Source organism: Bacillus mycoides, from assembly GCF_001757995.1.
Classification (GTDB): domain Bacteria; phylum Bacillota; class Bacilli; order Bacillales; family Bacillaceae_G; genus Bacillus_A; species Bacillus_A mycoides_B.
On the sequence record NZ_LXLV01000009.1, the window covers coordinates 172,373 to 195,843 of the forward strand.

The following is a 23,471-nucleotide window of genomic DNA, read 5'->3' on the forward strand; positions in this document are numbered from 1 at the left end:
TAGAACTTATATGATAACAAATATAATGAAAACAGAATGTCGAAATTTGTCGATTTTACTAAAGTACATTTTTTCAGTATATAACTAATTTTGAGTTAAATTTCAAATCATTGAGATAAAGAGAGTAGAATGAAAAAACACGAGAGCGGTAACCGTCTCGTGTTTTTTATGATAATTAACTTTGTTCGTTTAAGAAGATTTTTCTCTTTTCATACGTAGCTTCAAATTCCAAAAAGCAGCAAGCATAATAGCCGCAAAGGAGCCGCTAATTGTTCCTAGTAACTTTGCATAAGGAAGGCTGTTCATATCAATGAATAGCATCATACATAAAATGGTAGGGAAAAGGCCTAAGTAGTGTAATAATTTCAATTTCTTATCATTACTCATATATATCGCCCCTTTATAGCATGTTATATGTTTATTATAACAAAGTTTTCCATTTCTTTACACTTAGTAGTATGTTCATTTTATATGTGCAAATGCAGTTTTTTTATTCGATATTGTAAGTTTTGTCTACTCAATCCTAAAAACTTTGCCGCTTGTGAGATATTACCATGATTCTCTTTAAGGATTTGATTGATGTAGTTCTTTTCCATTTCTTCTATTGTGCGCTTTAAAGTTTTAGGTGTATCAGCATTCTGACTATTTAGGGAAGGGTGTATATGAAATTCTTTTTTTATTCGTTCGCGAAAGCGAGTGGGAAGATGAAACGCTGTAATGATATTTTCATCTTCTATTAAGTTCATTGAACCTTCTATTATATGTTCCAATTCTCTTACGTTTCCGGGCCAATCGTGTGCATAAAAGAATTCTCTTACATGTACATCTATATCCGTTACGCTGAGCCCAAATTGAGTGTTATACTTTTCGATAAAGTGCTGAATAAGAGCTGAAATATCTTCTTTTCGTTCCCGTAAAGGTGGAAGACATAAAGTAACAACGCTTAATCGGTAATATAAGTCTTGCCTTAATCGATTGTGTGTTATGGCTTCAAGAGGATCTTCATTAATAGCTGCTATAATACGAACATCAATTTCTTTTTCTTGTGTGCCTCCGATTCTTCGTATTGTTTTTTCTTGTATAGCCCGCAATAACTTAGCTTGAAGTGTGGGGCTTAACGAATTGATTTCATCTAATAATAAAGTCCCGCCGTTTGCTTCTTCAAATAAACCAGGTTTATCTATTGCTCCTGTAAAAGCACCTCGATTCGTACCAAATAGTAGACTTTCCATTAAGGTTTCTGGTATAGCGGCACAGTTTTGCGAAATAAATGGTTTTATTGAACGCTGACTTTCATTATGGATGCTTTGCGCAAATAGCTCTTTACCGGTCCCTGTTTCTCCGATGATAAGTATGGAGGAGGATGTACGTATTACTCTCTTTGCTTCTGCAATGACCGATTGAATAGCTCTAGAATCACCAATTATGTGATTAAAGGTAAACTTAGTATTTTGTTTTCGAGAAAGGTTTGTTTTCATTATTTGCTTTAAATTACTAATTTCTTTTGAAATTTCAATAGCGCCTTTAATTTTTCCATTTTCTATTATAGGAAAAGTATCGTTAATCGTCGTAATCTCTTGTCCTTTATTGTTAAAATACGTTTGTTTTATATTTTTGTTTGTTTTTCCAAGTTTTAATGCCTCTATAAGAGTACTATTTTTATTTTCTTCAAATGCAAATACTTCTAAAGGATTTTTATCTAGCACATCTAAGCGATCCATTGATTCAATTTCCATCATTTTGCGGTTATAGATAATCGTTTTACTTTCCTCATTAATAATATGAATCCCGATATCGAGTTCATTGAGTAAAGTTTCGTATAGCACATTCATTTCAATAATCTTTTTAAAATTGATTTCTTCTGTATGCATATATTATCTTCTCCTCGTTATACCCTATGAAGACTGACTTTTTATAATTTTATTAAAATTCTTATAAAATCGCAAAATTTTTTTTCTATTTTCTCTTAAAACTTTTCAAATGATAAAAAAATTTTGCGGTTATGTAGATTTTTTTCGTAAGAAAGCCCAATTTTACATAGGTGTTGAGGTTGGTACGTATTTTGCATGAATAGTAGTTAAGATCTCTAAATTTAAAGAGTAGGGGGATTATGAATCTTTATAGGTTATGCAACGTTTCAGTGCCAATTAATAAGAGGGAGGAATTTATAAAGTGAAGATGGTTATAGAAGGTGTGTATAGTCCTTGTTACGGGAAAGTAGAGAAATTATTTGTTACTGAAAGTTCTTACGTATATGAGTGGGAAAAATTAGCGTTAATTGAAACAATAGATAAGCAGCAAGTGGAAATTAAAGTGGGAATCAGTGGTTATATCGAATCATTAGAAGTGGTAGAAGGACAAGCTATCGCTGATCAAAAACTATTAATAACAGTGAGGGATGACCTTTTAATAACAGGTAGTGATTAATATAAGTAATATGTATTTTTGCTCTTTTAAATAATTATTTTTACTATGAAGAATTTTTAAAACGCTTACATTAAATGGATTTGCAAAGTGAAAAGGGGGGATTTATATAATGGATCAAAACCAAGGATTAAAAAGGGAATTGAAAAGTCGGCACATATTTATGATTGCACTCGGAGGTGTTATTGGTACTGGGCTTTTTTTAGGATCAGGTTATACGATTCATGAAGCTGGACCTGGAGGAGCCATTGTAGCGTATCTTGTAGGCGGGTTTGTTATGTATTTAACGATGCTCTGCCTTGGAGAGTTAGCGGTTGCGATGCCGGACGCAGGATCTTATCAAACGTATGCTACAAAGCACATTTCCCCTGCAGCGGGTTATGTAGTGGGATGGATGTCGTGGCTAAACTGGTCTGCTACGATAGGTATTGAATTAATTGCAGTTAGTATTTTGATGAAACGATGGTTTCCTGATGTACCGTCATGGATTTGGTGTGTAGTGTTCGCAGTGTTGCTCTTTGCTATTAATGCATTATCTTCAAGAAGTTTTGCGGAAGTTGAATTTTGGTTTGCAAGTATTAAAGTAATTACGATCATTGCATTTATTATTTTGGGCGGGGCAGCAATGTTTGGTTTTCTAGATATGAAAGGAAATGAACCAGCGCCGATGTTTTCTAGCTTTACTGATTATGGTGGATTGTTCCCAAATGGATTATCAGCCATTTTAATTACGATGATTGCAGTTAATTTTTCTTTCCAAGGAACAGAACTAGTTGGTATTGCAGCTGGTGAGAGTGAAAATCCAGAGAAAACTATCCCGAAGGCAATTAATAATACGGTTTGGCGCATACTTATTTTCTTTGTACTATCTATTTTTATTCTTGCGGGACTATTTCCTTGGCAGCAAGCAGGCGTGATAGAAAGTCCATTTGTAGTTGTATTTGATAAAATTGGGATTCCTTATGCGGCAGATATTATAAATTTCGTTATTATTACAGCGGTACTATCAGTTGCGAATTCAGGATTATATGCAACTTCCCGTATGCTATGGTCTATGTCGAATCAAGGAATGATTAGCCCGATTTTTGGTAAATTATCTAAAAACGGTGTTCCTATTTATGCATTGATTGTAAGTACGTTTGTAGGGTGTCTCTCATTATTATCAGGTATTTATGCGGAAGATACAGTTTATTTATGGCTTCTTTCAATTGCAGGGTTCGGAGCAATATTAGTTTGGGCATCTATTGCTCTATCTAACTTATTAGCTAGAAGGTCATACATTAAGCAAGGTGGAGATGTTAAGGACTTGAAATTTAAAACACCATTGTATCCATTTGTCCCACTTCTTGCGTTAGTATTAAATTTAACAGTAATCGTTGGTATGGCTTTTATTCCGGAACAAAGAATGGCATTGTATTGTGGTATTCCATTTATGATTATTTGTTTACTGTTTTACCGTGCTACCAAAAATAAGAGAAGTAAAGTAGAACATATTGAAAAGACAAATACAACCGAATTAGAAAGTTTACCCCGCATTAACGGGCAGTAAAACTCCCACTTCAAAATTCGGCTGGAGCAAAGAAGTTAGGTGGGAGATAAACTGCCCGTAAACGCCCGATTGGTGAAGGCTAATAATCAGTGGGGGATGCCCCCCCACTGATTATAGTTTCACTTTATAATAGTGATTAATTTGGAGACTGTAAGATTGTAAACAGTCTCTTTTTTTGTGAAAATAAAGCTGGAAACATACTACGTATGCAAAGGGGAATTAGCAATGAATCAAGAAGTTTCACAGCTATTAGAACAGATTGATTTACGAAAAGAGGAGCTACTAGAACTTACAAAAACTTTAATTCGTTTTGAAACACCAGCACCACCAGCAAGAAATACAAATGAGGCACAGGAATTTGTTGCGGAGTTTCTAAAAAAACGAAATTTTAGTATTGATAAATGGGATGTATATCCAAATGATCCGAATGTTGTTGGGGTAAAAAAAGGGACGGAAAGTGAGTTGTATAAAAGTCTTATTATTAATGGCCATATGGATGTAGCTGAAGTATCGGTAGATGAGGCATGGGAAACAAAGCCGTTTGAGCCGTTTATAAAAGATGGTTGGTTAGTTGGGAGAGGCGCGGCAGATATGAAAGGTGGACTAGCTGGAGCCTTATTTGCTATTCAGCTTTTAGAAGAAGCGGGAATTGAATTGCCAGGTGACTTAATGTTTCAATCGGTAATTGGAGAAGAAGTGGGAGAAGCAGGAACACTTCAATGTTGTAAGCGTGGTTATGATGCTGATTTTGCAGTAGTGGTTGATACAAGTAATTTACATATGCAAGGGCAGGGTGGCGTAATTACTGGATGGATTACTGTGAAAAGCCCGCAAACGTTTCATGATGCAACACGTAGACAAATGATCCATGCTGGAGGACGTCTATTTGGAGCGAGTGCGATTGAAAAAATGATGAAAATTGTGCAAAGTTTACAAGAATTAGAGCGTCATTGGGCAGTCATGAAAACATATGAAGGCTATCCATCTGGAACAACAACAATTAATCCAGCTGTTATTGAAGGTGGACGTCATGCAGCGTTTATTGCAGATGAATGCAGGTTATGGATAACGGTGCACTTTTATCCAAATGAAACACATGAACAAATAATAGAAGAGTATATAGGAAAAGTGGCAGCAGCAGATCTATGGTTAAGTGAGAACCCACCACAATTTAAGTGGGGCGGAGAATCAATGATTGTTGATCGAGGTGAGATTTTTCCTTCTTTAGAAGTAGATAGTAGTCATCCGGCTATTCAGAAACTAAGTTCTGCACATGAATCTATATTAAAGAAAGTCGCAACTTTAGATATGTCTGCTACAGTAACTGATGGCGGATGGTTTAGTGAGTTTAACATTCCAGCTGTTATTTACGGACCAGGTACATTAGAAGAAGCTCATTCAATAAATGAGAAAGTTGAAGTTGAGCAGTTAATTGAATTTACAAAAGTAATAACAGCATTCATATATGAATGGTGTCATACAAAAAAATAGATTAGTATGTTGAAATCATGCAGGTATGTACTTGTACGCTTTTTTAGTGAACTATTTCAGAGTTGAACATAAACAACTGAAATAGTTCTTTATTTTTCTATGCTTTTCGTTTTATTTCAATTAATTTTTCTTTAGCTAATTCAACGGCAATTGCATCATCTAAATAGCCAATTGGAAAAAGATAATCGGGGATAATGTCTGTTGATAAAATGAAATATAGTAAGGCACCCCCAATAATTGCACGTTCTTCGTTTGAAATGGTTTCTGTACAAAATTGTTGGTACATATTTGTTAATTGCTCAATGAAAGGACCGGCACTATCAATTTGTTCTAGTTTACTTTTGAAACTCTCGTGAATACGTTTTTCGCCTTCAGTAGTTTGAGCATAGCGCTCGTAATTTTCAAGTTCTTGTTTCACACGAGTTGTTGTGTATTCGAAGTCGAATAGGTTAGAGGATTGTAATGTTTGCTGAATTGTATCGAGAGATGTGTACATATCTGCTTTTTCCTTATTTATGTGTGGAGAGTCAGGGTACATTGCATCAAGTAATAATTGCGGTGGAACTTGTAGACATTTTGCGAATTTTTGTAAATGGTTTTGCTTTGGTTGTTGTTTGCCATTAATTATTCTTGAAATTGTTGCAGGATCAATATTTGTCAGTGTTCCTAGTTGGCGCATAGATAGAGCGCGCTCCTTTAACAGTTTCTTTATTAATTTACCAAGCCGCTCATTTGGATTTTTATTGGGCATAATGTAGGCACTCCTTTTCTATTGTCTATCGTTGAAAAAATGTTGAGCATTTATTACAAGTATATGAAACAGACAGGCACAGTTGCTCAACATTTTCATAATATGCATTGAAAAGTGAGAAAAGGGGTGACTTTACGATGAGTACGGCAGGTTTATTTTCAATTTTTTTAATCGGAATTGCATCTAATTTAGATAATGCGGGTGTTGGGATTGCGTATGGCATTCGTAAAATTAGAATTTCGTGGTTTAACAATTTTATCATCGCATTTTTGGGATTTTTATTTACTTTACTAGCTGGATTTTTTGGGAATTGGATAGCATTATTTATTTCAGAGTTCACGGCAAACCTTATTGGAGCAATTGTTTTAGGAATAATTGGGGTGTTTATTTTATGTCAGCCTTTCTTAGGTAAAAAAGACACCTTAGGATCTAAAGATGGTAGTGTACTTATGGGGATTTTACGTGATCCAGAAAAAGCAGATTTTGATGGTTCTAAAACAATTAGTTTTTCTGAAGCAATTATTTTAGGAGTTGCATTATCCATAAATAATATTGCAGGTGGATTTGATGCTGGAGTAACAAATTTAAATCTTTGGCTTACGGCGTGTATTTCTGGGATTTTTAGTTTTATTTGTATTAGTGGTTTTACGTATGTAGGAAAACGATTTTTAGCGGAGTACTTAGGAAAATGGGCGACGATAATTGCGGGCGTACTATTAATTCTTATTGGGATAGATCAGTTATTATAAAAATAGAAAAGCAATGTTCGAGCATTTCCTCGGAAATACGGCAAGGGATTGCATATATTGACGTACTTTTCTCCATACTAATACGGATTTCTTTTAAAGAAAGGGGGATACGTATGGGACGCGGGAAAGCATTTGATCATAAGAAAAAAGGGCATGATCATCAACCACCTAAAGGTGCGTTCATTCATAAAGATGTAAATGAACATACTTTAGAAGAGGAAGAGCTACCAGTAAATATTGAAACGTATAAAAATAGTTTGAAAAAACATTAAAAGCACCTACATAGGTGCTTTTTAACGTATATCTTCAATTAATTGTTCCGATTCTTCATGCATACTGTATTCACTTAAAACTTGGATGCAAAGCCACTTTAGTTCCTCAATACTATGCTCAAGTTCTTCAGGAAGCACATGGTGAATGTCTTCAAGTCCCATTCCGAAATGAATAAGTTCTAGTACTTGATCATCAATGTTACGATCCATTAATAATTCAAGCACCTCTAAATTGAATATGTATCGGTGTGCTTCATCGAGTGAAACAACTTTTAACTTCAAGCTTTCTACAATACTCAATATAAAAAGAAGAATTGTTTTTTCAAGAACAGGTTGTTTTTCCATTTGAAATATCAACTTCATCTTTTACACCTCCACATATAGCGCTAGGTTGTACTATATTATTCAGGAGGGGGGAGCAAATATGCATAATAAAGAGAAACTTTCATCACTGTTTTTTTGTACTGTATTGATGCATGATGGAACTAGATTTTTCGTGAAATAAAAAATCCTGCTAATGTAGCAGGATAACTTCCTAATTAAAATATACTCCAACCTTCTTGAGCGGAAAGAAGTTCAAGAATTTTAAAACCAGCGATACTATTTCCGTTTGCATCTAAAGCTGGTCCGAAAATGCCAATCCCCATTTCTCCCTTTACGCAGCCGAAAATGCCGCCCGCTACACCACTTTTTGCAGGGATACCAACACGAATTGCAAATTCACCAGATTCGTTATACATTCCGCAAGTAACCATGAATGTTTTACAAATTTTTGTAATGTGTTTAGGGATAATTTGTTTTTTCTTATATGGATCATAGCCGTCCATTGCAAAAATTAAGCCAATACGTGCTAAATCGATACAGTTTACTTCAACTGCACATTGACGAGTGTATAAATCCATAAGTTCTTCAATATCACAATCGATAATTCCGTTTTGTTTCATATAGTAACAAAGTGAACGGTTTAAGTAAGCAGTCTTTAATTCTGAATTGGCAACTTTAGAAGAATAATTAATAGTAGGATTATCTGTTATTTCACGTACAAAATGAAGAATATGCTCCATTTTTTCTTCGTTATCTTTTCCTGCTAACATGCTTGTAATGGCTAGTGCTCCTGCATTAATCATTGGATTAAGAGGTTTGGAAGGACTTGTCGTTTCTAACTTAATAATAGAATTGAAAGGGTCACCAGTTGGCTCCATTCCAACTTTAGAAAATACATATTCTTCACCACGATCTAAAAGGGCAAGGGCAAGTGTAATTACTTTGGAAATACTTTGAAGAGTAAATAGTGTTTGTGAGTTGCCAGCATGGATATATTCTGTATCTTTATGGAAAATGGCAATCCCTAAATCATCTGGATCTGCATTTCCTAGTTCGGGGATATAAGTAGCAAGTTTTCCTTTTTTCGTATATGGTTTTACTTGTTCTAACAACTGCTGTAAGTTGTTTGTTTCAATGCACTGCATAGTACCAACGCTCCTATTTCGAATTAACTAAGTTTACTTTTCCCGATATGCTCGGAAATAAATAATAACATGAAAAAGTGGAATGATAAAACGAAAGTTACATGTTTTATAGTGAGTCGTCTATTCCGATTATGCTGTATTGAAAAAGGAGAATTTTCCTTTTATATAACAGTTTGGGAATAGAAAACTTATCCATAAAAAGTTCGGAAATAAAAACTACACATCTATACAACTATATGTTATTATGGTTATGTAAATAGAAAGCGTTTTCTAAGGCGTACTTATAATGATAACGATTTCATAAATTTGATAGGGGGAATTAAAATGTTGCAGTTTCTACAACGTATCGGTAAAGCGTTAATGCTTCCAATCGCCGTACTACCAGCAGCAGGATTATTGCTTCGTTTAGGACAAGAAGATGTATTTAATATTCCTGTTATGGCACAGGCCGGTGCAGCAATTTTTGATAATTTAGCACTTATTTTTGCAATTGGTGTTGCAATCGGTTTGTCTATTGATGGTAGTGGAGCAGCAGGACTTGCTGGGGCAATCGGATATCTTGTTTTACAAAATACAACGAACGCTCTAAGTAAGGCATATTCAGCAGCAGAGCTGAATGATAAATTAAAAAGTGTTCAGGATTTAGTCGGTTCGGTAGATCCAACTAAATTAGCAGATACAATGACAAAAGTTTCAAAAGCAGCGGCGTTAACGCCAAAAATAAATATGGCCATACTTGGTGGTATTATTGCTGGGGTTGTTGCTGGGTTACTATATAACAAATTCCATAAGATTAAATTACCAGAATGGTTAGGTTTCTTTGCAGGGAAACGTTTCGTACCAATCATTACTTCAATTGTAATGCTTCTTTTAGGATTAGTATTCGGTCAAATTTGGCCAACAATTCAAAGTGGTATTGATGCAGTAGCACACGGTATCGTGAATTTAGGTTCAGTTGGTGCTGGTTTATTCGGATTATTAAACCGTTTATTAATTCCAATCGGTTTACACCACGTAATGAACACATACTTCTGGTTTGTACTTGGTGACTTTACAAACGCAGCTGGTGATATCGTTCATGGTGATATTGCACGCTTCTTCGCAAAAGATCCATCAGCAGGTATGTTTATGACTGGTTTCTTCCCAATCATGATGTTCGGTTTACCGGCAGCATGTTTCGCAATGATTGCGGCTGCTAAGCCAGAAAAACGTAAAATGGTTACAGGTATGTTAGGTGGCCTAGCATTAACTTCATTCTTAACTGGTATTACAGAACCAATTGAATTCTCATTCATGTTCTTATCACCAGTATTATATGGTATTCATGCAGTATTAACAGGTCTTTCTTTATTCATTACAACAACACTTGGCATTCATGATGGTTTCTCATTTAGTGCCGGTGCAATCGATTACGTTTTAAACTTTGGTATTGCAACAAAACCAGTATTGCTAGCGGGAATAGGTTTAATTTACGCAGCAATTTACTTTGCAGTATTCTACTTCTTAATTAAGAAGTTCGACTTGAAAACTCCTGGTCGTGAAGATGAAGATGAAGATGAAGATGATTTAGCTGAAGAGGGTGATGCACCAGTTGCAGGTTCAATTGGTGAAACTTACGTAGCAGCTTTAGGCGGAAAAGAAAACTTAACAGTTATTGATAACTGTGCAACGCGTTTACGCTTACAAGTGAAAGATGCAGGTTTAGTAAATGAACCAGCATTAAAACGCGCAGGTGCAAAAGGCGTTATGAAATTAAGTAACACAAGTGTACAAGTTATCGTAGGTACAAATGTTGAATCTGTTGCCGATGATATGAAAAAACATGTGTAAATAGTTAGATAAGAGGATATCCAAAAAGATTGATAACAACAGTCTTTTACAGGATAGCCTCTTTTTTTGTTAATTTTTTAAAGGGAATCTTACTTTTATAAATTTTCTTTTTCTTTTTTGAACATATAGGTTGGTAATATGTTCGGTGCATGATACAGTAGTGATGACATAAAATGGAGTGTCCATAATCTGCGGAAATGATTTGAAATAAGTCTTGTGTAGATGAATTAAATTATCGGTAAATAAGGGGAAAAAGGTAATCATGGATCAGGAAAAAAATACTGTTAATGGGAAAGCAAATCGGTCGATTGTATACATAAAAAGAACAATCATTCTAGCCCTACTACTGTCACTTGTATATTTCATGTATACAAAAATTGTTGCGCATAATAAAAAAGAGGAAACTTTAAAAGCAGCAGCAGAAATGAAGAAGCAAGAAGAGTTGAAAAAGAAAGAAGAAGAAAAAAAGAAGCAAGAAGCACAAAAACAAAAAGAGCAGGAAGAACAAGTGAAACAAGCGCAAGCTATAGAGCAGCCTGCTGAAGGACCGCCTCAAGAAATTAATGAAAACGCTCAATTGGATCAATATTTACAAAACGCAGGATTTAGTGGAACAGCTGTTATTGTGAAGAACGGAAAAGTTCTTTTGAATAAAGGATACGGTATGGCGAACAAAGAGAAGCAAGTACCGAATAATTCAGAAACGACCTTTTATATTGGCTCTATTTCAAAGGCATTTGTAGCGACTGCTATTATGCAATTAAAAGATCAAAATAAATTACAAGTAGAGGATACGGTTGCAAAGTATATTCCAGATTTTCCTCAAGGTAATAGCATTCAGCTAAAACATTTATTAACACATACATCAGGGATTCCAGAATATGAGCAGGGAACAGAAGATATCTCTCATGAAGAGTTGATAAAACGGATAGGAAACCAAAAGCGTATTGCAGGCCCAGGAGAGAAATGGAAGTATTCAGATTCGAACTACTCTATACTCGCCTACATTGCCGAGAAAGTAAGTGGACAACCACTAGAAGAATATATTAAACAACATATTTTTGCAACTGCTGGTATGAAGCATTCTGGTTTTGGTAAAGCGTTAGAGCAAACAAGGTTCCCATCAACAGGTTATAAAATAGTGAATAACAACATGACAACACCTAATATTCCGAGCATGTCACAATTATATGGTTGTGGTGATATATATACAAGCGCGCATGATCTATATTTATTTAATGAAGCGCTATTCTCTGGAAAATTAATTTCAAAAGAGAGTTATGATCAAATGTTTACAGCCGTGAAAAAGGATTACGGATTTGGCTGGTATGTAGATCCAGGCAGTTATTCAAATCACGGTGTAATGCCAGGTTGGAATTGCTTAAATGGATTTAGTAAAAACGGAAGTGTGTATGTCGTTTTATTATCAAACATTCAAAATAACATTAAATCATTTGGTAAAGTGAATAACGACATTTATACGATGTTGCGAAATATTGAAGTGTAAAAGACTATCCCTTTTGGATAGTCTTTTTTGTATTGAGAAAATATATCCCCGATTATTAATTAATGTAATACAAAAATAATGAATATGTTCTAGAAAATGTATGTCTTACCTATCACAAAAAAAGCCGCTTTGTATACATTAAGATGTATGGATGTTATTTTTTATACTTTAAAAATAATAGGAGGAGAAGCGTATGTGTCTGTTCAGAAAATATTGGCACAAATTATCCAGACTGTTTAATAGACAATTAGGTTATTTTTTAGATGACAAGTTACTGCCTGCTGTGGAACGACTTTTATTTTCGCAAAACTTCGCGAGATTTATTCAAAGAAATTCTAAGCAAGCTACGGAAGAGTTTATAGAATCAAGTCAATTTCAATCTATTATTTGTAACATTTTAAAAGAATGCAATACATCACCTTTTAAGGAAATTGCAAAGCAATATTTAGGGAAAAACGTAGAAATTACTGTGACGGTTGGACAGTTAACAGGTGTTATTGTAGCAGTTGGTGACGATTTCTTAACGCTGCAAGAAGGAATAGGAACAGAAGTTTTATTACCATTTACAAGTATTATATCAATGAAAGAAGTGTAAGAAAGGAGACTTATATATGTTATTTACTGATGAATTGCGTAACCATGTTGGTGAATTAGTGCAAGTTGTGACAGCTGTTGAAATTATAGCAGGTATTCTTTTATCTGTTACGGACGGGGCAGTAAGCGTTCGTACATCTCCTTCTTATGGACCACCTGAAGATGTACTTGTGCGTATTCCTATTATTGCTTATGTTCGCTTGGAAGGGTAAGAGTGATACAAGTATGAGAATATCAGTTGTTATTCCAGCGCATAATGAAGCAAGTACTTTATCACAAGTTTTAGTAGAAGTGGAGAAGCTGAAGCCGTATGAAATTATTGTAGTAGATAATGGATCGACAGATGGAACGAAGGAAGTCGCATTACAGCATAGTTGCCATGTAATTTATTATAAACATTCTCTTGGTAATGATGTAGGAAGGGCAATTGGAGCTAGAGAAGCAAAAGGTGAAATTGTATTGTTTTTAGATGGTGACATCGTCATTGATAGTAAAGAACTACAACGTTTCGTGAAAGGAATTCAGCAGGGGCATCAAATTGTTGTGAATAATTTAACATGGTCTGTTTATTTAAAGATTAGACCACACTATACGACAGTTGGAAAATTCATGTTGAATCGTTATTTGAATAAAAAAGAGCTTGTTGTTGGTTCTTTAATCGCAATTCCACATGCGATGAATCGGGATGTTATTGAGAATCTTGGGTGGTGGAATTTAGCAGATCCAGCACTATTTCAAGCGATGGTGATGTCTAGAGGAGTAGATATTGCCGATATGGCTTCGGTCGATGTAATTCACACGAATAAGGTTCGTCCTGTGCATACGGGTACATCACCTGGTTCTCCTTATCCGAAAGCGACTAGTCGTATTATGGGTGATCATTTGCGTGCTTTGCAATACGTAACCGAAACATATGGTAAACGCGGCGGTTTTTCGGAGGGAAACAGGGATAGAGAGTTTATAGGGAAGTATAAACCAGTTTTATTACAAAAGGAAAAAGCGAAATACAGTGCGATTATACCAGTATCAGAAGAAAAAATGACTATAAGATCTGTTATACAAGAAGTGAAAAAAGCAGGTATAGATGAAATTATAGTTGTTGCGAATGGGGCGGATGTGGAGACAATTAAACAAGCAAAACTAGAGAATGTTATTGTCCTTGAATTTTCAAAAGCACTTGGGCACAATGTGGCAAGAGCAATAGGAGCCATGCATGCTACGGCTGATATTTATTTATTTTTAGATGGTGATTTTGTGATTGATGCGAAAGACCTAGTTCCATTTTTACGTGCTGTAGAAGATGGAAATGATGTTGCGTTAAATGACTTACAATGCTTATTGGATATGTTTCATCCTACAGATCCAATTAGTATGGGGAAATATTTCGTGAATTTGGTAGCAAAACGACCAGACTTATGGAACAACTCATTAACGGCAGTACCACATGCTATGCATAAAAAAGTAATAGAGAAGATTGGATACGAGGCCCTCGTTATTCCACCGTTAGCTCAAATGAAAGCTATTTTAGCTGATTTTTCTATAAGAGCAATAGATTTTGTTGATGTTATAAAACCGAACCGTATACGTCCAGAACAACACGGGTTTGTAAACGGACGAATTCCTGCATTTGATCGTATTTTCGGAGATCAGCTTGAGGCGATTGCTTATTTATTACAGCATACAGACGAGCGCGGAAGTTTTACAGATGGAGAAAGGGATAGAGATATAATACTACAATTGAGAAGGGAAGAAGAGAATATAGATGAATGCTAGTAGTAAAGTAACCATTATTGGATTAGGATATGTTGGCCTTCCTTTAGCGGTCCTTTTTGCAGAAAGAGGACATGCTGTACTTGGATTAGATAAGGATACTAGAAAAATAGAATCAATTATAAAAGGAGAAAGTTATATTCCTGATGTGTCTTCTAAAGTATTACAAGGCTTAATAAACGAAAGAAGATTAATAGTGAATACACCAGATAAAGGTGTTGCGGATTTTAAGCGTAGCGAATATGTCATTGTGACCGTGCCAACCCCAATTAATGAGCAGAAAGAACCAGATTTAAGTGCCCTCATTTCAGCCTCCCATTATATACAACAAAACCTTCAAAAAGGACAAACCTTCATTTTTGAAAGCTCCACATATCCAGGTACACTGGAGGAAGTTATCATTCCTATTATTTCTCAAACAGGTAAAAAGGTAGGAGAAGATTATTATATTGGCTATTCACCAGAGCGAATTGACCCAGCAAATAGCCAGTATTCAGTCCAAACTATTCCAAAAGTTATTAGTGGACAAACCGAGCAGTGTAAACAAAAAGTGCAGGATTTGTATAGCACTATATTTGATGTAGTTGTTCCAGTTAGCTCCCCGAAAGTAGCAGAGATGTGTAAGCTATTTGAAAATATTCAGCGCTTAGTTAATATTTCATTAGTAAATGAGTTAAATATACTTTGTGAAAGTTTGAATATTAATTTTTATGAGGTACTTGAAGCAGCATCTACAAAACCGTTTGGATTTACTCCGTATTGGCCAGGACCAGGAATAGGGGGACATTGTATACCGGTAGACCCTTTATATTTTCAATGGAGAATAAAAAAGAGTGGAGCAATTAGTCAATTAATTGAGGCGGCCCATGTAATTAATGAAGAAATGCCAGAGAAAATAATTGGGAAAGTAAAAAGTGTGGTGCAATCACCCGCAACGGTTTTAATTGTAGGGATTGCGTATAAGAAAGATGTAAATGATTTGAGAGAATCACCAGCGTTGCCAATTGTTCAATTATTAATAAAAGAAGGATACAAGATAGAATATCATGATCCGTATATTTCTACAGCGGAAATTGGAGATACACTATATCAATCTGTTCCATTAGATGAACAAAGAATTAAACAAGCAGATTGTATTGTAATTGTAACGGATCACTCTAGTATCGATTGGGATCTTTTTAAAGGGATTGAGCGATTAATAGATACTCGTGGAATCGTAAAGAAGGTGAGTGTATGAGTAAAAAATGTTTAATTACAGGTGGAGCAGGGTTTATTGGTTCGCATTTAGCTGAAGAGTTGGTGAAAAGAGGTTATGAAGTTACTATTGTTGATAACTTCTATAAAGGAAAAAATAAATATCATAATGAGTTAATGAAAGAGCTCCGGGTTATTCCAATAAGCGTTTTAGATAAAAATTCAATTTATGAATTAGTAAATCAACATGATGTGGTGTTTCATTTAGCTGCAATTTTGGGAGTCAAAACTACAATGGAAAAAAGTGTAGAGCTTATTGAAACAAATTTCGATGGAACGAGAAATATTTTACAAGCAGCGTTAAAAGGGAAGAAGAAAGTAGTATTTGCATCTACTTCTGAAGTATATGGAAAGGGAGAGCCGCCATTCTCTGAAGAAGGAGATCGTTTATACGGTGCAACTTCCAAAATACGTTGGAGTTATGCAATTTGTAAAACGTTAGAGGAAACATTATGTTTAGGGTACGCATTAGAAGGCTTACCTGTAACGATTGTTCGTTATTTTAATATTTATGGTCCAAGAGCGAAAGATGGTCCATACGCAGGAGTAATTCCACGATTTATTCGTGCGGCTTTGCAAGGTGACGATATTCTCATATATGGAGATGGGAAGCAGACACGTTGCTTTACGTATGTAAGTGATGCGGTCGAGGCAACAATTCGTGCAATGGATGAGAAGGTAAATGGTGAAATTATTAATATAGGTTCTGAGAATGAAAAAAGTATAAGGGAAGTAGCGGAAGATATAAAAAAATTAACGAAGTCTGTTTCCAAAATTGTGCACGTTCCATTTGAGGAAGTATATCCACATGGATTTGAAGAAATTCCAAATCGAAAACCAGATGTAACGAAATTAAGAGAACTTGTTCAGTTTCAAGCGAAAGTAACGTGGGAACAAGGATTGAAAGAAACTATTAAGTGGTTTCGTGAAGAAAACAATGGCTAAGTCGTTATCAGTTATTATTCCCGTATGTAATGAAGTAGATACGATTTCAGACGTGGTTCAATCGGTAAAACCATTAAACCCAGTAGAGATTATTGTAGTAGCAAATGGTTGTAATGATGGTACAGAAGCGATTGCTGAGAGCTTAGGATGTATAGTAATCCAGCATGAAGAGTCACTTGGTAACGATGTTGGACGCGCAGTTGGTGCAAAACATGCGATAGGTGATGTATTACTGTTTGTAGATGGTGATTTTGCTATTCGAACTTCACAATTGCAATTATTTCTTAATCCAATTTTATATAATCAGGCTGATGTAGTTTTAAATAATTTAGACGCATTATTTTTAAAGAAACAAAAACCACATTCTATTACAGTATGGCGCCAAATATTAAATGCAATGTTAGAGCGTGAAGAATTAAAAATTGATTCTTTACTATCTGTACCACATGCGCTGACGAAGGAAGTTGTGCAAAGTATTGGATACGAATGTTTTGTTAATCCTATTGTGGCTCATCTACGCCTAGCACAAAGTAAATGGAGAATTAGTCGTCATTGTGCAATTGACGTTATTACGCCGAATAAATTTCGTCCATTCGAGCACGCTGCATATGGCACGGATCTTTCTCAATCTGAAAAACGAATGATAGGTGATCATATAGAAGCTGTAGCAGAGCGGATAATAGGCAGCGATGAGCGCGGAGGATATTATGATGGAAATAGGAAAAGAGAGAGTGTCTATCATACTCTAAATTTTGAAGATTTTTATCAAGGATGGGGCGTTACATCTAAGTTGTATAGAGGAAAGCAATTATCGGTAATTATTCCTGTACAAGATGAAGAGAAAACAATTGGAAACGTTATAGAAGAGCTTCGCAAAATTGAACCATTGGAAATCATCGTTGTTGTAAATGGTTCGTCGGATAAAACGGCAACAATTGCAAAAGACAAGGGAGCAACAACAATTGTGTATAAAGAAGCACTTGGAAACGATGTGGGACGTTCGCTTGGAACTTATTTTGCAAAAGGAGAAATTGTGTTATTTATAGACGGTGATTTTGTTATTCCAGCTAGTGAGCTATATCCCTTTGCAAAAGTTATTGCAGATGGAACGGATGTCGCATTAAATGATTTAAATCATTATTTAGATTTGAGAGTACCACTTCATCTTGTAACAGCATTTAAATATGCATTAAATTTAGCTTGTGATAGAAAAGATTTAGGAGTAGGCTCTCTTATTGCTGTACCTAATGCGTTTAGTCGTACTTGTTTGAAGGAAATAGGGTATAAATCATTATTGTCACCTTGTGTAGCACAAGTTAAAGCTGTACTTTCAGGTTTTGAAATCGCTTGTGTAAGTCGTATCGATGTGGATAAGATGAACCGTATTCGTCCCAGTGAACATTTCGCAAAAATAGGTCATCCTCCAGCTGTTCTTCGAATTATTGGTGATCATATAGAAGGATTAGAGCGATTAATTGCATTAAAAGGTAGTCGTGGTGGATTTTATGATGGAAATAGAAAAAGAGATGTTTTATAGTGGTAACAAAAAAAGTGTACAACATATGTACACTTTTTTGCTCTGTTATAAAAACTATAACAGATTAGGAGATAAGAGTATTACAGCTCTACAATGGGTATCGTTCTTATATTACAAAATAGGACTCGTATATAAGAATACTAAAAAAATACAATTAAAGAAAGGGTTAATTATAAAGACTTTTAAGCGAGGTTAACACTACGAGTATAGTAGTTTGTTCAATATTTCACAAACATGTCACAACTATTTCGTCCACTTCCGAAAAAAAGTAGTATTCTAAGTGTGTAAGCTGTTATATAAAAAATCTTAGTCCTGTACTAATCAAAAATGGAGGAGATTAGGATGACTCAAGTATTAGAAAATGTAAAAAATGCGTGGGAAAACTTTAAAGGTGAAAAATGGAAAGCAGAGATTGATGTTCGCGATTTCATTTTAAATAATGTAAACGTTTACGAGGGAGAAGACTCTTTCTTAGCGGGAGCAACTGAAGAAACGAAAAAACTTTGGGATCAAGTAATGGATTTAACAACAAAGGAACGTGAAAACGGTGGCGTTCTTGATATGGATACAAAAATTGTTTCTTCTATTACATCACATGAACCAGGATATTTAAATAAAGATATTGAAAAAGTAGTCGGTTTCCAAACTGATAAACCATTTAAACGTTCTTTACAACCATATGGTGGTATTCGTATGGCGGAACAAGCTTGTGAGTCTTATGGATACGAAATGGATAAAGAACTTAGTAAGATTTTCAGAGACTGGCGTAAAACTCATAATCAAGGTGTATTTGATGCATATACCCCAGAAATGAAAGCGGCTCGTAAATCAGGTGTTATTACTGGTCTTCCAGATGCATATGGACGTGGACGTATTATCGGTGATTACCGCCGCGTAGCGTTATATGGTATAGATCATTTAATTGAAGCGAAAAAAGCTGATTTTAATTTAACTGGTGGTGTAATGAGCGAAGATACAATGCGTTTACGCGAAGAATTATCTGAGCAAATGCGTGCACTTCAAGAGTTAAAACAGATGGCTGCTTCTCATGGATTCGATATTTCTAAGCCAGCTACAAATGCACAAGAGGCTTTCCAATGGTTATACTTTGCTTATCTTGCAGCAATTAAAGAGCAAAACGGGGCAGCAATGAGCCTTGGACGTACCTCTACATTCTTAGATGTTTACATTGAAAGAGATTTAGCAAATGGTACTTTAACAGAAGAAGAAGCACAGGAAATCGTTGACCATTTCATTATGAAATTACGTCTTGTGAAATTTGCAAGAACACCTGATTATAATGAACTATTCTCTGGAGATCCAACTTGGGTAACTGAATCTATCGGTGGTATGGCGTTAGACGGTCGTCCGTTAGTAACAAAAAACTCATTCCGTTTCTTGCATACATTAGATAATTTAGGACCAGCACCAGAACCAAACTTAACAGTTCTTTGGTCTAAACAATTACCAGAGAACTTTAAAAACTACTGTGCGAAAATGTCTATTAAAACATCAGCAATTCAATACGAAAATGATGACATTATGCGTCCTGACTACGGTGATGACTACGGTATTGCTTGTTGTGTATCAGCAATGAGAATCGGTAAACAAATGCAGTTCTTCGGAGCACGTGCAAACTTAGCGAAAGCATTACTATATGCGGTTAACGGTGGTAAAGATGAAAAGTCAAAAGCACAAGTTGGTCCTGAATACGCACCAATTACTTCTGAAGTATTAGATTATGAAGAAGTTATGCGTAAATTCGATATGACAATGGAATGGTTAGCTGGTCTATACCTAAATACATTAAATGTAATTCACTATATGCACGATAAATATAGCTATGAACGTATTGAAATGGCACTTCATGATACAAATGTTCTTCGTACAATGGCAACAGGTATCGCTGGATTATCTGTAGTAGCAGACTCTTTAAGTGCAATTAAATATGCACAAGTAAAACCAATTCGTGATGAAAATGGTATTGCAGTTGATTTCGAAATTGAGGGAGATTTCCCTAAATACGGTAACAATGATGATCGTGTAGATGAAATCGCAGTAAATCTTGTGAAAACATTTATGAACAAGATTCGCAAACATAAAACATACCGTAATTCTGTTCATACAATGTCAATCTTAACAATCACATCTAACGTTGTATACGGTAAGAAAACTGGTAACACTCCAGATGGACGTCGTACTGGAGAACCATTTGCACCGGGCGCAAACCCAATGCATGGCCGTGATACAAAAGGTGCGTTAGCATCATTATTATCTGTAGCTAAATTACCATATGAAGATGCACAAGATGGTATTTCAAATACATTCTCTATTATTCCAAAAGCACTTGGTAAAGAAGATGATGTACAAGTACGCAACTTAGTATCTATGCTTGATGGATATGCAATAAAAGAAGGACATCACTTAAATATTAACGTATTTAACCGTGAAACGTTAATGGATGCAATGGAACATCCTGAAAAATATCCACAATTAACAATTCGTGTATCTGGTTACGCTGTTAACTTTATTAAATTAACTCGTGAACAACAAATTGATGTAATTAACCGTACAATGCATGAAAGCATGTAAGTGAAAAAAGTGTCCCTCCACTTTTAATATATAGCGGAGGGAGGCTGTTTCAATAAAGGAGGAAGTAACATGGTAAAAGGAAGAATACATTCTGTAGAGACTTGTGGTACTGTTGATGGCCCAGGGATTCGTTATGTCATATTTACACAAGGGTGTTTATTACGTTGTCAATATTGTCATAATGCTGATACGTGGGAAATCGGTAAAGGTAAAGAAATAACAGTTGAAGAAGTGATGCAGGATGTGACATGTTACCTTCCATTTATTGAAGCTTCTGGAGGCGGTATAACAGTTAGCGGTGGAGAGCCACTATTACAACTAGACTTTTTAATTGAGTTGTTTAAAAAGTGCAAAGAATATGGTATCCATACAACAATCGATTCTTCTGGTGGTTGCTATTCTGAAGAACCAGAATTCCAAAATAAGCTAGATATTTTAATGGATTATACAGATTTAGTTTTATTGGATTTGAAGCATATTGATTCAAAGAAACATCGTAAATTAACAGGGAAACCAAATGAACACATTTTACAATTTGCTCGTTATTTATCGGATAAAAAGAAGCCAATTTGGGTAAGACATGTATTGGTTCCCGGTGTTACCGATGGTGAAGAGGATCTGCAAAAACTATCAAGCTTTATTCAAAGTCTATCTAATGTTAAGAAAGTGGAAGTGTTGCCATATCATAAACTCGGTGTTTATAAATGGGAGGCACTTGGACATAAGTATCCACTTGCGGATGTGAATCCACCGACAGAAGAAAATGTTGAGTATGCAAAACATATTTTAAAAGCAGTCTAATCCAAATGTTGGATTAGGCTTTTTGTTTCTTTACCCCGCTATTTGAGGGCAGTAAAACTCCCACTTCAAAATTCAGCTGGAGCAAAGAAGTTAGGTGGGAGCCCTGCTGCCCGTAAACGCCCGATTGGTGAAGGCTAATAATCAGTGGGGGATGAATAAAAACCCCACTGATTAAAGTTTCACTTTATAATAAAATCTAGAGTATATATTAAGAACAGAGTATACTGAAGAGAGAATATCCATATTTTTGTAAAGAATAAGCGGAGAAATTTACATAATTGTAAAGGGAAATCAAAATAGTAAAAAGAATTAAGAAGTAAAAGAGTGAGTATCATGGAATATAGAACATTTGTAAGTTATTGCGAAAGCTCTTATAGGAAAGTATAATGTAAAGATATGAGCACAGATAGGATTAAGGGGTCAATCTTATATGCTTTGCATATCCACGACAGGTACATAGCTAACAGGGGACTATTGGAATCCGAGTATGTAATGTTTAAGGAAAATGTTTTTCCTATTGTCGTATATGCAATATGGAGAAACAAAAAGCTAGGAGTGGATTTGTTTGATAAAAAACCCCAAGGTTTTAATATTAACTGCACATTATGGTAACGGTCATGTGCAAGTAGCGAAAACATTAGAACAAACCTTTCGTCAAAAAGGAATCAAAGATGTAATTGTATGCGACTTGTTTGGAGAATCACATCCAGTTATAACCGATATTACAAAATATTTATATTTAAAAAGCTATACGATAGGAAAAGAATTATATCGTTTGTTTTATTATGGTGTAGAGAAAATTTATGATAAAAAAATAGCATCTTGGTATGCGAATTTTGGGAGAAAGCGTTTGAAGACGCTATTGCAGGTGGAGAAACCGGATATTGTTATTAATACCTTTCCAATCATCGCTGTACCAGAATTGAAAAAGCAAATAGGTATTTCTATTCCTGTTTATAACGTATTAACGGATTTTTGCGTGCATAAAATATGGATCCATCGAGAAGTAGATCGTTATTTTGTAGCAACCGATCATGTGAAAAAAGTGATGGTTGATATCGGTGTACCTGCAGAGCAAATTGTTGAAACAGGGATTCCGATTCGTAGCAGTTTTGAGCTAAAGATAAATCCAGCAATTATATATAATAAATATCAGTTATGTAAGGATAAAAAGATGTTACTAATTGTAGCAGGTGCTCATGGTGTGCTAGGAAGTGTAAAAGAGCTATGCCAGTCATTTATGTCAGTACCAAACTTACAAGTAGTTGTCGTTTGTGGGAAAAACGAAGCTTTAAAGCAGGATTTAATGGAACTACAGGAACAAAGTTCTGATGCTTTAAAAGTATTTGGTTATGTTGAAAACATTGATGAGTTGTTCCGTGTTACTTCCTGTATGATTACGAAGCCAGGTGGCATTACATTAAGCGAAGCAGCAGCATTACAAGTACCTGTCATTTTATATAAACCTGTCCCAGGACAAGAAAATGAAAATGCGTTGTATTTTGAAAAAAAAGGGGCTGCAGTTGTAATTCGTGATGATAGTGAAGTTTTTGCAAAAACAGAGGCGTTATTGCAAGATGATATGAAGCTTCTTCAAATGAAAGAAGCAATGAAAAGTATTTATCGTCCTGAGCCAGCTGGTCATATTGTGGATACAATTTTGGCAGAAAATCATGCAGAGCCGAATCATATACCTATTAAATCACCAGCTCTTGCCGAATCTTTTACTTAATATGAAACCCCTCTTTTAAGCATTTAAAGAGGGTTTTTTTATTGTTGTAAAAAAAGAAAACATGAATTATTAACTTATCCACAAAGGATTGCGCTTTCATTAGACGGTAAAGTCGGAATATTAACAACTATATCCACATAATCCACAATTTTTAGAAAATTATCCACAATTCTCACGTTTAGAATTCATTTAAATAAATGAATT

Annotated in this window: 22 protein-coding genes; 17 read left to right on the plus strand and 5 right to left on the minus strand. The window is 35.1% G+C overall.

Annotated features, from left to right (window positions below; translation table 11 throughout):
• Nucleotides 1–189: 189 nt before the first annotated feature.
• Together BWGOE10_RS02255 and BWGOE10_RS02260 are read right to left on the minus strand one after the other, a co-directional pair.
• Nucleotides 190–387 (minus strand): hypothetical protein, encoded by a 198-nt coding sequence (locus BWGOE10_RS02255; RefSeq protein WP_070140758.1) that lies wholly within the window; start codon nt 385–387, stop codon nt 190–192.
• 80 nt (nt 388–467) lie between these two features.
• The gene (locus BWGOE10_RS02260; RefSeq protein ID WP_070140759.1) at nt 468–1,871 is read right to left on the minus strand and encodes a sigma-54 interaction domain-containing protein; all 1,404 of its coding nucleotides are present in this window, start codon (nt 1,869–1,871) and stop codon (nt 468–470) included.
• A 301-nt stretch (nt 1,872–2,172) separates the two neighbouring features.
• Here BWGOE10_RS02260 and BWGOE10_RS02265 point away from each other — a divergent pair, with 301 nt between their 5' ends.
• The 3 genes from BWGOE10_RS02265 to BWGOE10_RS02275 all read left to right on the plus strand — a co-directional run bounded on the left by BWGOE10_RS02265 (nt 2,173) and on the right by BWGOE10_RS02275 (nt 5,464).
• Nucleotides 2,173–2,427, plus strand: a complete 255-nt coding sequence (locus BWGOE10_RS02265; RefSeq protein ID WP_070140760.1) for a biotin/lipoyl-containing protein — start codon at nt 2,173–2,175, stop codon at nt 2,425–2,427.
• A 106-nt stretch (nt 2,428–2,533) separates the two neighbouring features.
• Nucleotides 2,534–3,973, plus strand: a complete 1,440-nt coding sequence (locus BWGOE10_RS02270) for an amino acid permease (RefSeq protein ID WP_070140761.1) — start codon at nt 2,534–2,536, stop codon at nt 3,971–3,973.
• A gap of 225 nt (nt 3,974–4,198) precedes the next feature.
• Complete coding sequence (locus tag BWGOE10_RS02275) at nt 4,199–5,464, plus strand: acetylornithine deacetylase (protein WP_070140762.1); 1,266 nt, start codon at nt 4,199–4,201, stop codon at nt 5,462–5,464.
• Between the two features lie 97 nt (nt 5,465–5,561).
• Here the strand turns inward: BWGOE10_RS02275 and BWGOE10_RS02280 are convergent, their stop codons facing one another.
• Nucleotides 5,562–6,215 (minus strand): helix-turn-helix domain-containing protein, encoded by a 654-nt coding sequence (locus BWGOE10_RS02280; protein ID WP_070140763.1) that lies wholly within the window; start codon nt 6,213–6,215, stop codon nt 5,562–5,564.
• Between the two features lie 137 nt (nt 6,216–6,352).
• Here BWGOE10_RS02280 and ytaF point away from each other — a divergent pair, with 137 nt between their 5' ends.
• Both ytaF and BWGOE10_RS32695 read left to right on the plus strand, forming a co-directional pair.
• Entirely contained in the window at nt 6,353–6,964 is a 612-nt protein-coding gene (gene ytaF / locus BWGOE10_RS02285) for a sporulation membrane protein YtaF (protein ID WP_070140764.1), read from the plus strand.
• A gap of 113 nt (nt 6,965–7,077) precedes the next feature.
• Nucleotides 7,078–7,236 carry a hypothetical protein gene (locus tag BWGOE10_RS32695; protein ID WP_000532411.1) on the plus strand — a complete coding sequence of 53 codons (159 nt, stop codon included), beginning with the start codon at nt 7,078–7,080 and terminating at the stop codon, nt 7,234–7,236.
• 21 nt (nt 7,237–7,257) lie between these two features.
• Here the strand turns inward: BWGOE10_RS32695 and BWGOE10_RS02290 are convergent, their stop codons facing one another.
• Nucleotides 7,258–7,599 carry a DUF3969 family protein gene (locus BWGOE10_RS02290; protein WP_070140765.1) on the minus strand — a complete coding sequence of 114 codons (342 nt, stop codon included), beginning with the start codon at nt 7,597–7,599 and terminating at the stop codon, nt 7,258–7,260.
• Nucleotides 7,600–7,775: 176 nt separating this feature from the next.
• Nucleotides 7,776–8,705, minus strand: a complete 930-nt coding sequence (gene glsA, locus BWGOE10_RS02295; protein WP_070140766.1) for a glutaminase A — start codon at nt 8,703–8,705, stop codon at nt 7,776–7,778.
• A 324-nt stretch (nt 8,706–9,029) separates the two neighbouring features.
• On the opposite strand from glsA, the gene nagE reads away from it, so the two are divergent.
• The 12 genes from nagE (at nt 9,030) to BWGOE10_RS02355 (ending at nt 23,267) form a co-directional block, all read left to right on the plus strand.
• On the plus strand, nt 9,030–10,535 hold the full coding sequence (gene nagE, locus BWGOE10_RS02300) for an N-acetylglucosamine-specific PTS transporter subunit IIBC (RefSeq protein WP_070140767.1): 1,506 nt from the start codon (nt 9,030–9,032) through the stop codon (nt 10,533–10,535).
• A 262-nt stretch (nt 10,536–10,797) separates the two neighbouring features.
• Complete coding sequence (locus tag BWGOE10_RS02305; protein ID WP_070140768.1) at nt 10,798–12,042, plus strand: serine hydrolase domain-containing protein; 1,245 nt, start codon at nt 10,798–10,800, stop codon at nt 12,040–12,042.
• 193 nt (nt 12,043–12,235) lie between these two features.
• Nucleotides 12,236–12,637 (plus strand): hypothetical protein, encoded by a 402-nt coding sequence (locus tag BWGOE10_RS02310; RefSeq protein WP_016103463.1) that lies wholly within the window; start codon nt 12,236–12,238, stop codon nt 12,635–12,637.
• A gap of 16 nt (nt 12,638–12,653) precedes the next feature.
• Nucleotides 12,654–12,848 carry a hypothetical protein gene (locus tag BWGOE10_RS02315; RefSeq protein WP_070140769.1) on the plus strand — a complete coding sequence of 65 codons (195 nt, stop codon included), beginning with the start codon at nt 12,654–12,656 and terminating at the stop codon, nt 12,846–12,848.
• 13 nt (nt 12,849–12,861) lie between these two features.
• The gene (locus tag BWGOE10_RS02320) at nt 12,862–14,409 is read left to right on the plus strand and encodes a glycosyltransferase family 2 protein (protein ID WP_070140770.1); all 1,548 of its coding nucleotides are present in this window, start codon (nt 12,862–12,864) and stop codon (nt 14,407–14,409) included.
• Complete coding sequence (locus tag BWGOE10_RS02325) at nt 14,399–15,643, plus strand: nucleotide sugar dehydrogenase (RefSeq protein WP_070140771.1); 1,245 nt, start codon at nt 14,399–14,401, stop codon at nt 15,641–15,643. Before BWGOE10_RS02320 ends, BWGOE10_RS02325 begins: the two co-directional genes overlap by 11 nt.
• Nucleotides 15,640–16,605, plus strand: a complete 966-nt coding sequence (locus BWGOE10_RS02330; protein ID WP_070140772.1) for an NAD-dependent epimerase/dehydratase family protein — start codon at nt 15,640–15,642, stop codon at nt 16,603–16,605. Before BWGOE10_RS02325 ends, BWGOE10_RS02330 begins: the two co-directional genes overlap by 4 nt.
• Nucleotides 16,598–18,142 (plus strand): glycosyltransferase family 2 protein, encoded by a 1,545-nt coding sequence (locus tag BWGOE10_RS02335; protein ID WP_070140791.1) that lies wholly within the window; start codon nt 16,598–16,600, stop codon nt 18,140–18,142. The genes BWGOE10_RS02330 and BWGOE10_RS02335 overlap by 8 nt, the downstream gene beginning before the upstream one ends.
• On the plus strand, nt 18,111–18,338 hold the full coding sequence (locus BWGOE10_RS02340; RefSeq protein WP_070140773.1) for a hypothetical protein: 228 nt from the start codon (nt 18,111–18,113) through the stop codon (nt 18,336–18,338). Before BWGOE10_RS02335 ends, BWGOE10_RS02340 begins: the two co-directional genes overlap by 32 nt.
• Before the next feature lie 146 nt (nt 18,339–18,484).
• Nucleotides 18,485–20,734, plus strand: a complete 2,250-nt coding sequence (gene pflB / locus BWGOE10_RS02345) for a formate C-acetyltransferase (RefSeq protein ID WP_070140774.1) — start codon at nt 18,485–18,487, stop codon at nt 20,732–20,734.
• A gap of 69 nt (nt 20,735–20,803) precedes the next feature.
• Nucleotides 20,804–21,535: a pyruvate formate-lyase-activating protein gene (pflA, locus tag BWGOE10_RS02350; protein ID WP_070140775.1), complete on the plus strand. Its 732-nt coding sequence runs from the start codon at nt 20,804–20,806 to the stop codon at nt 21,533–21,535.
• Nucleotides 21,536–22,100: 565 nt separating this feature from the next.
• Nucleotides 22,101–23,267 carry a diglucosyl diacylglycerol synthase gene (locus tag BWGOE10_RS02355; RefSeq protein WP_070140776.1) on the plus strand — a complete coding sequence of 389 codons (1,167 nt, stop codon included), beginning with the start codon at nt 22,101–22,103 and terminating at the stop codon, nt 23,265–23,267.
• Nucleotides 23,268–23,471: the final 204 nt, after the last annotated feature.

Bases quoted from the DNA above. Each gene is read 5' to 3' on its own strand.
- BWGOE10_RS02255 (WP_070140758.1), bottom strand. From the start codon at position 387: ATGAGTAATGATAAGAAATTGAAATTATTACACTACTTAGGCCTTTTC.
- BWGOE10_RS02260 (WP_070140759.1), bottom strand. From the start codon at position 1,871: ATGCATACAGAAGAAATCAATTTTAAAAAGATTATTGAAATGAATGTG.
- BWGOE10_RS02275 (WP_070140762.1), top strand. From the start codon at position 4,199: ATGAATCAAGAAGTTTCACAGCTATTAGAACAGATTGATTTACGAAAA.
- BWGOE10_RS02280 (WP_070140763.1), bottom strand. From the start codon at position 6,215: ATGCCCAATAAAAATCCAAATGAGCGGCTTGGTAAATTAATAAAGAAA.
- ytaF (WP_070140764.1), top strand. From the start codon at position 6,353: ATGAGTACGGCAGGTTTATTTTCAATTTTTTTAATCGGAATTGCATCT.
- BWGOE10_RS32695 (WP_000532411.1), top strand. From the start codon at position 7,078: ATGGGACGCGGGAAAGCATTTGATCATAAGAAAAAAGGGCATGATCAT.
- BWGOE10_RS02290 (WP_070140765.1), bottom strand. From the start codon at position 7,599: ATGAAGTTGATATTTCAAATGGAAAAACAACCTGTTCTTGAAAAAACA.
- glsA (WP_070140766.1), bottom strand. From the start codon at position 8,705: ATGCAGTGCATTGAAACAAACAACTTACAGCAGTTGTTAGAACAAGTA.
- nagE (WP_070140767.1), top strand. From the start codon at position 9,030: ATGTTGCAGTTTCTACAACGTATCGGTAAAGCGTTAATGCTTCCAATC.
- BWGOE10_RS02305 (WP_070140768.1), top strand. From the start codon at position 10,798: ATGGATCAGGAAAAAAATACTGTTAATGGGAAAGCAAATCGGTCGATT.
- BWGOE10_RS02310 (WP_016103463.1), top strand. From the start codon at position 12,236: ATGTGTCTGTTCAGAAAATATTGGCACAAATTATCCAGACTGTTTAAT.
- BWGOE10_RS02315 (WP_070140769.1), top strand. From the start codon at position 12,654: ATGTTATTTACTGATGAATTGCGTAACCATGTTGGTGAATTAGTGCAA.
- BWGOE10_RS02320 (WP_070140770.1), top strand. From the start codon at position 12,862: ATGAGAATATCAGTTGTTATTCCAGCGCATAATGAAGCAAGTACTTTA.
- BWGOE10_RS02325 (WP_070140771.1), top strand. From the start codon at position 14,399: ATGAATGCTAGTAGTAAAGTAACCATTATTGGATTAGGATATGTTGGC.
- BWGOE10_RS02330 (WP_070140772.1), top strand. From the start codon at position 15,640: ATGAGTAAAAAATGTTTAATTACAGGTGGAGCAGGGTTTATTGGTTCG.
- BWGOE10_RS02335 (WP_070140791.1), top strand. From the start codon at position 16,598: ATGGCTAAGTCGTTATCAGTTATTATTCCCGTATGTAATGAAGTAGAT.
- BWGOE10_RS02340 (WP_070140773.1), top strand. From the start codon at position 18,111: ATGATGGAAATAGAAAAAGAGATGTTTTATAGTGGTAACAAAAAAAGT.
- pflB (WP_070140774.1), top strand. From the start codon at position 18,485: ATGACTCAAGTATTAGAAAATGTAAAAAATGCGTGGGAAAACTTTAAA.
- pflA (WP_070140775.1), top strand. From the start codon at position 20,804: ATGGTAAAAGGAAGAATACATTCTGTAGAGACTTGTGGTACTGTTGAT.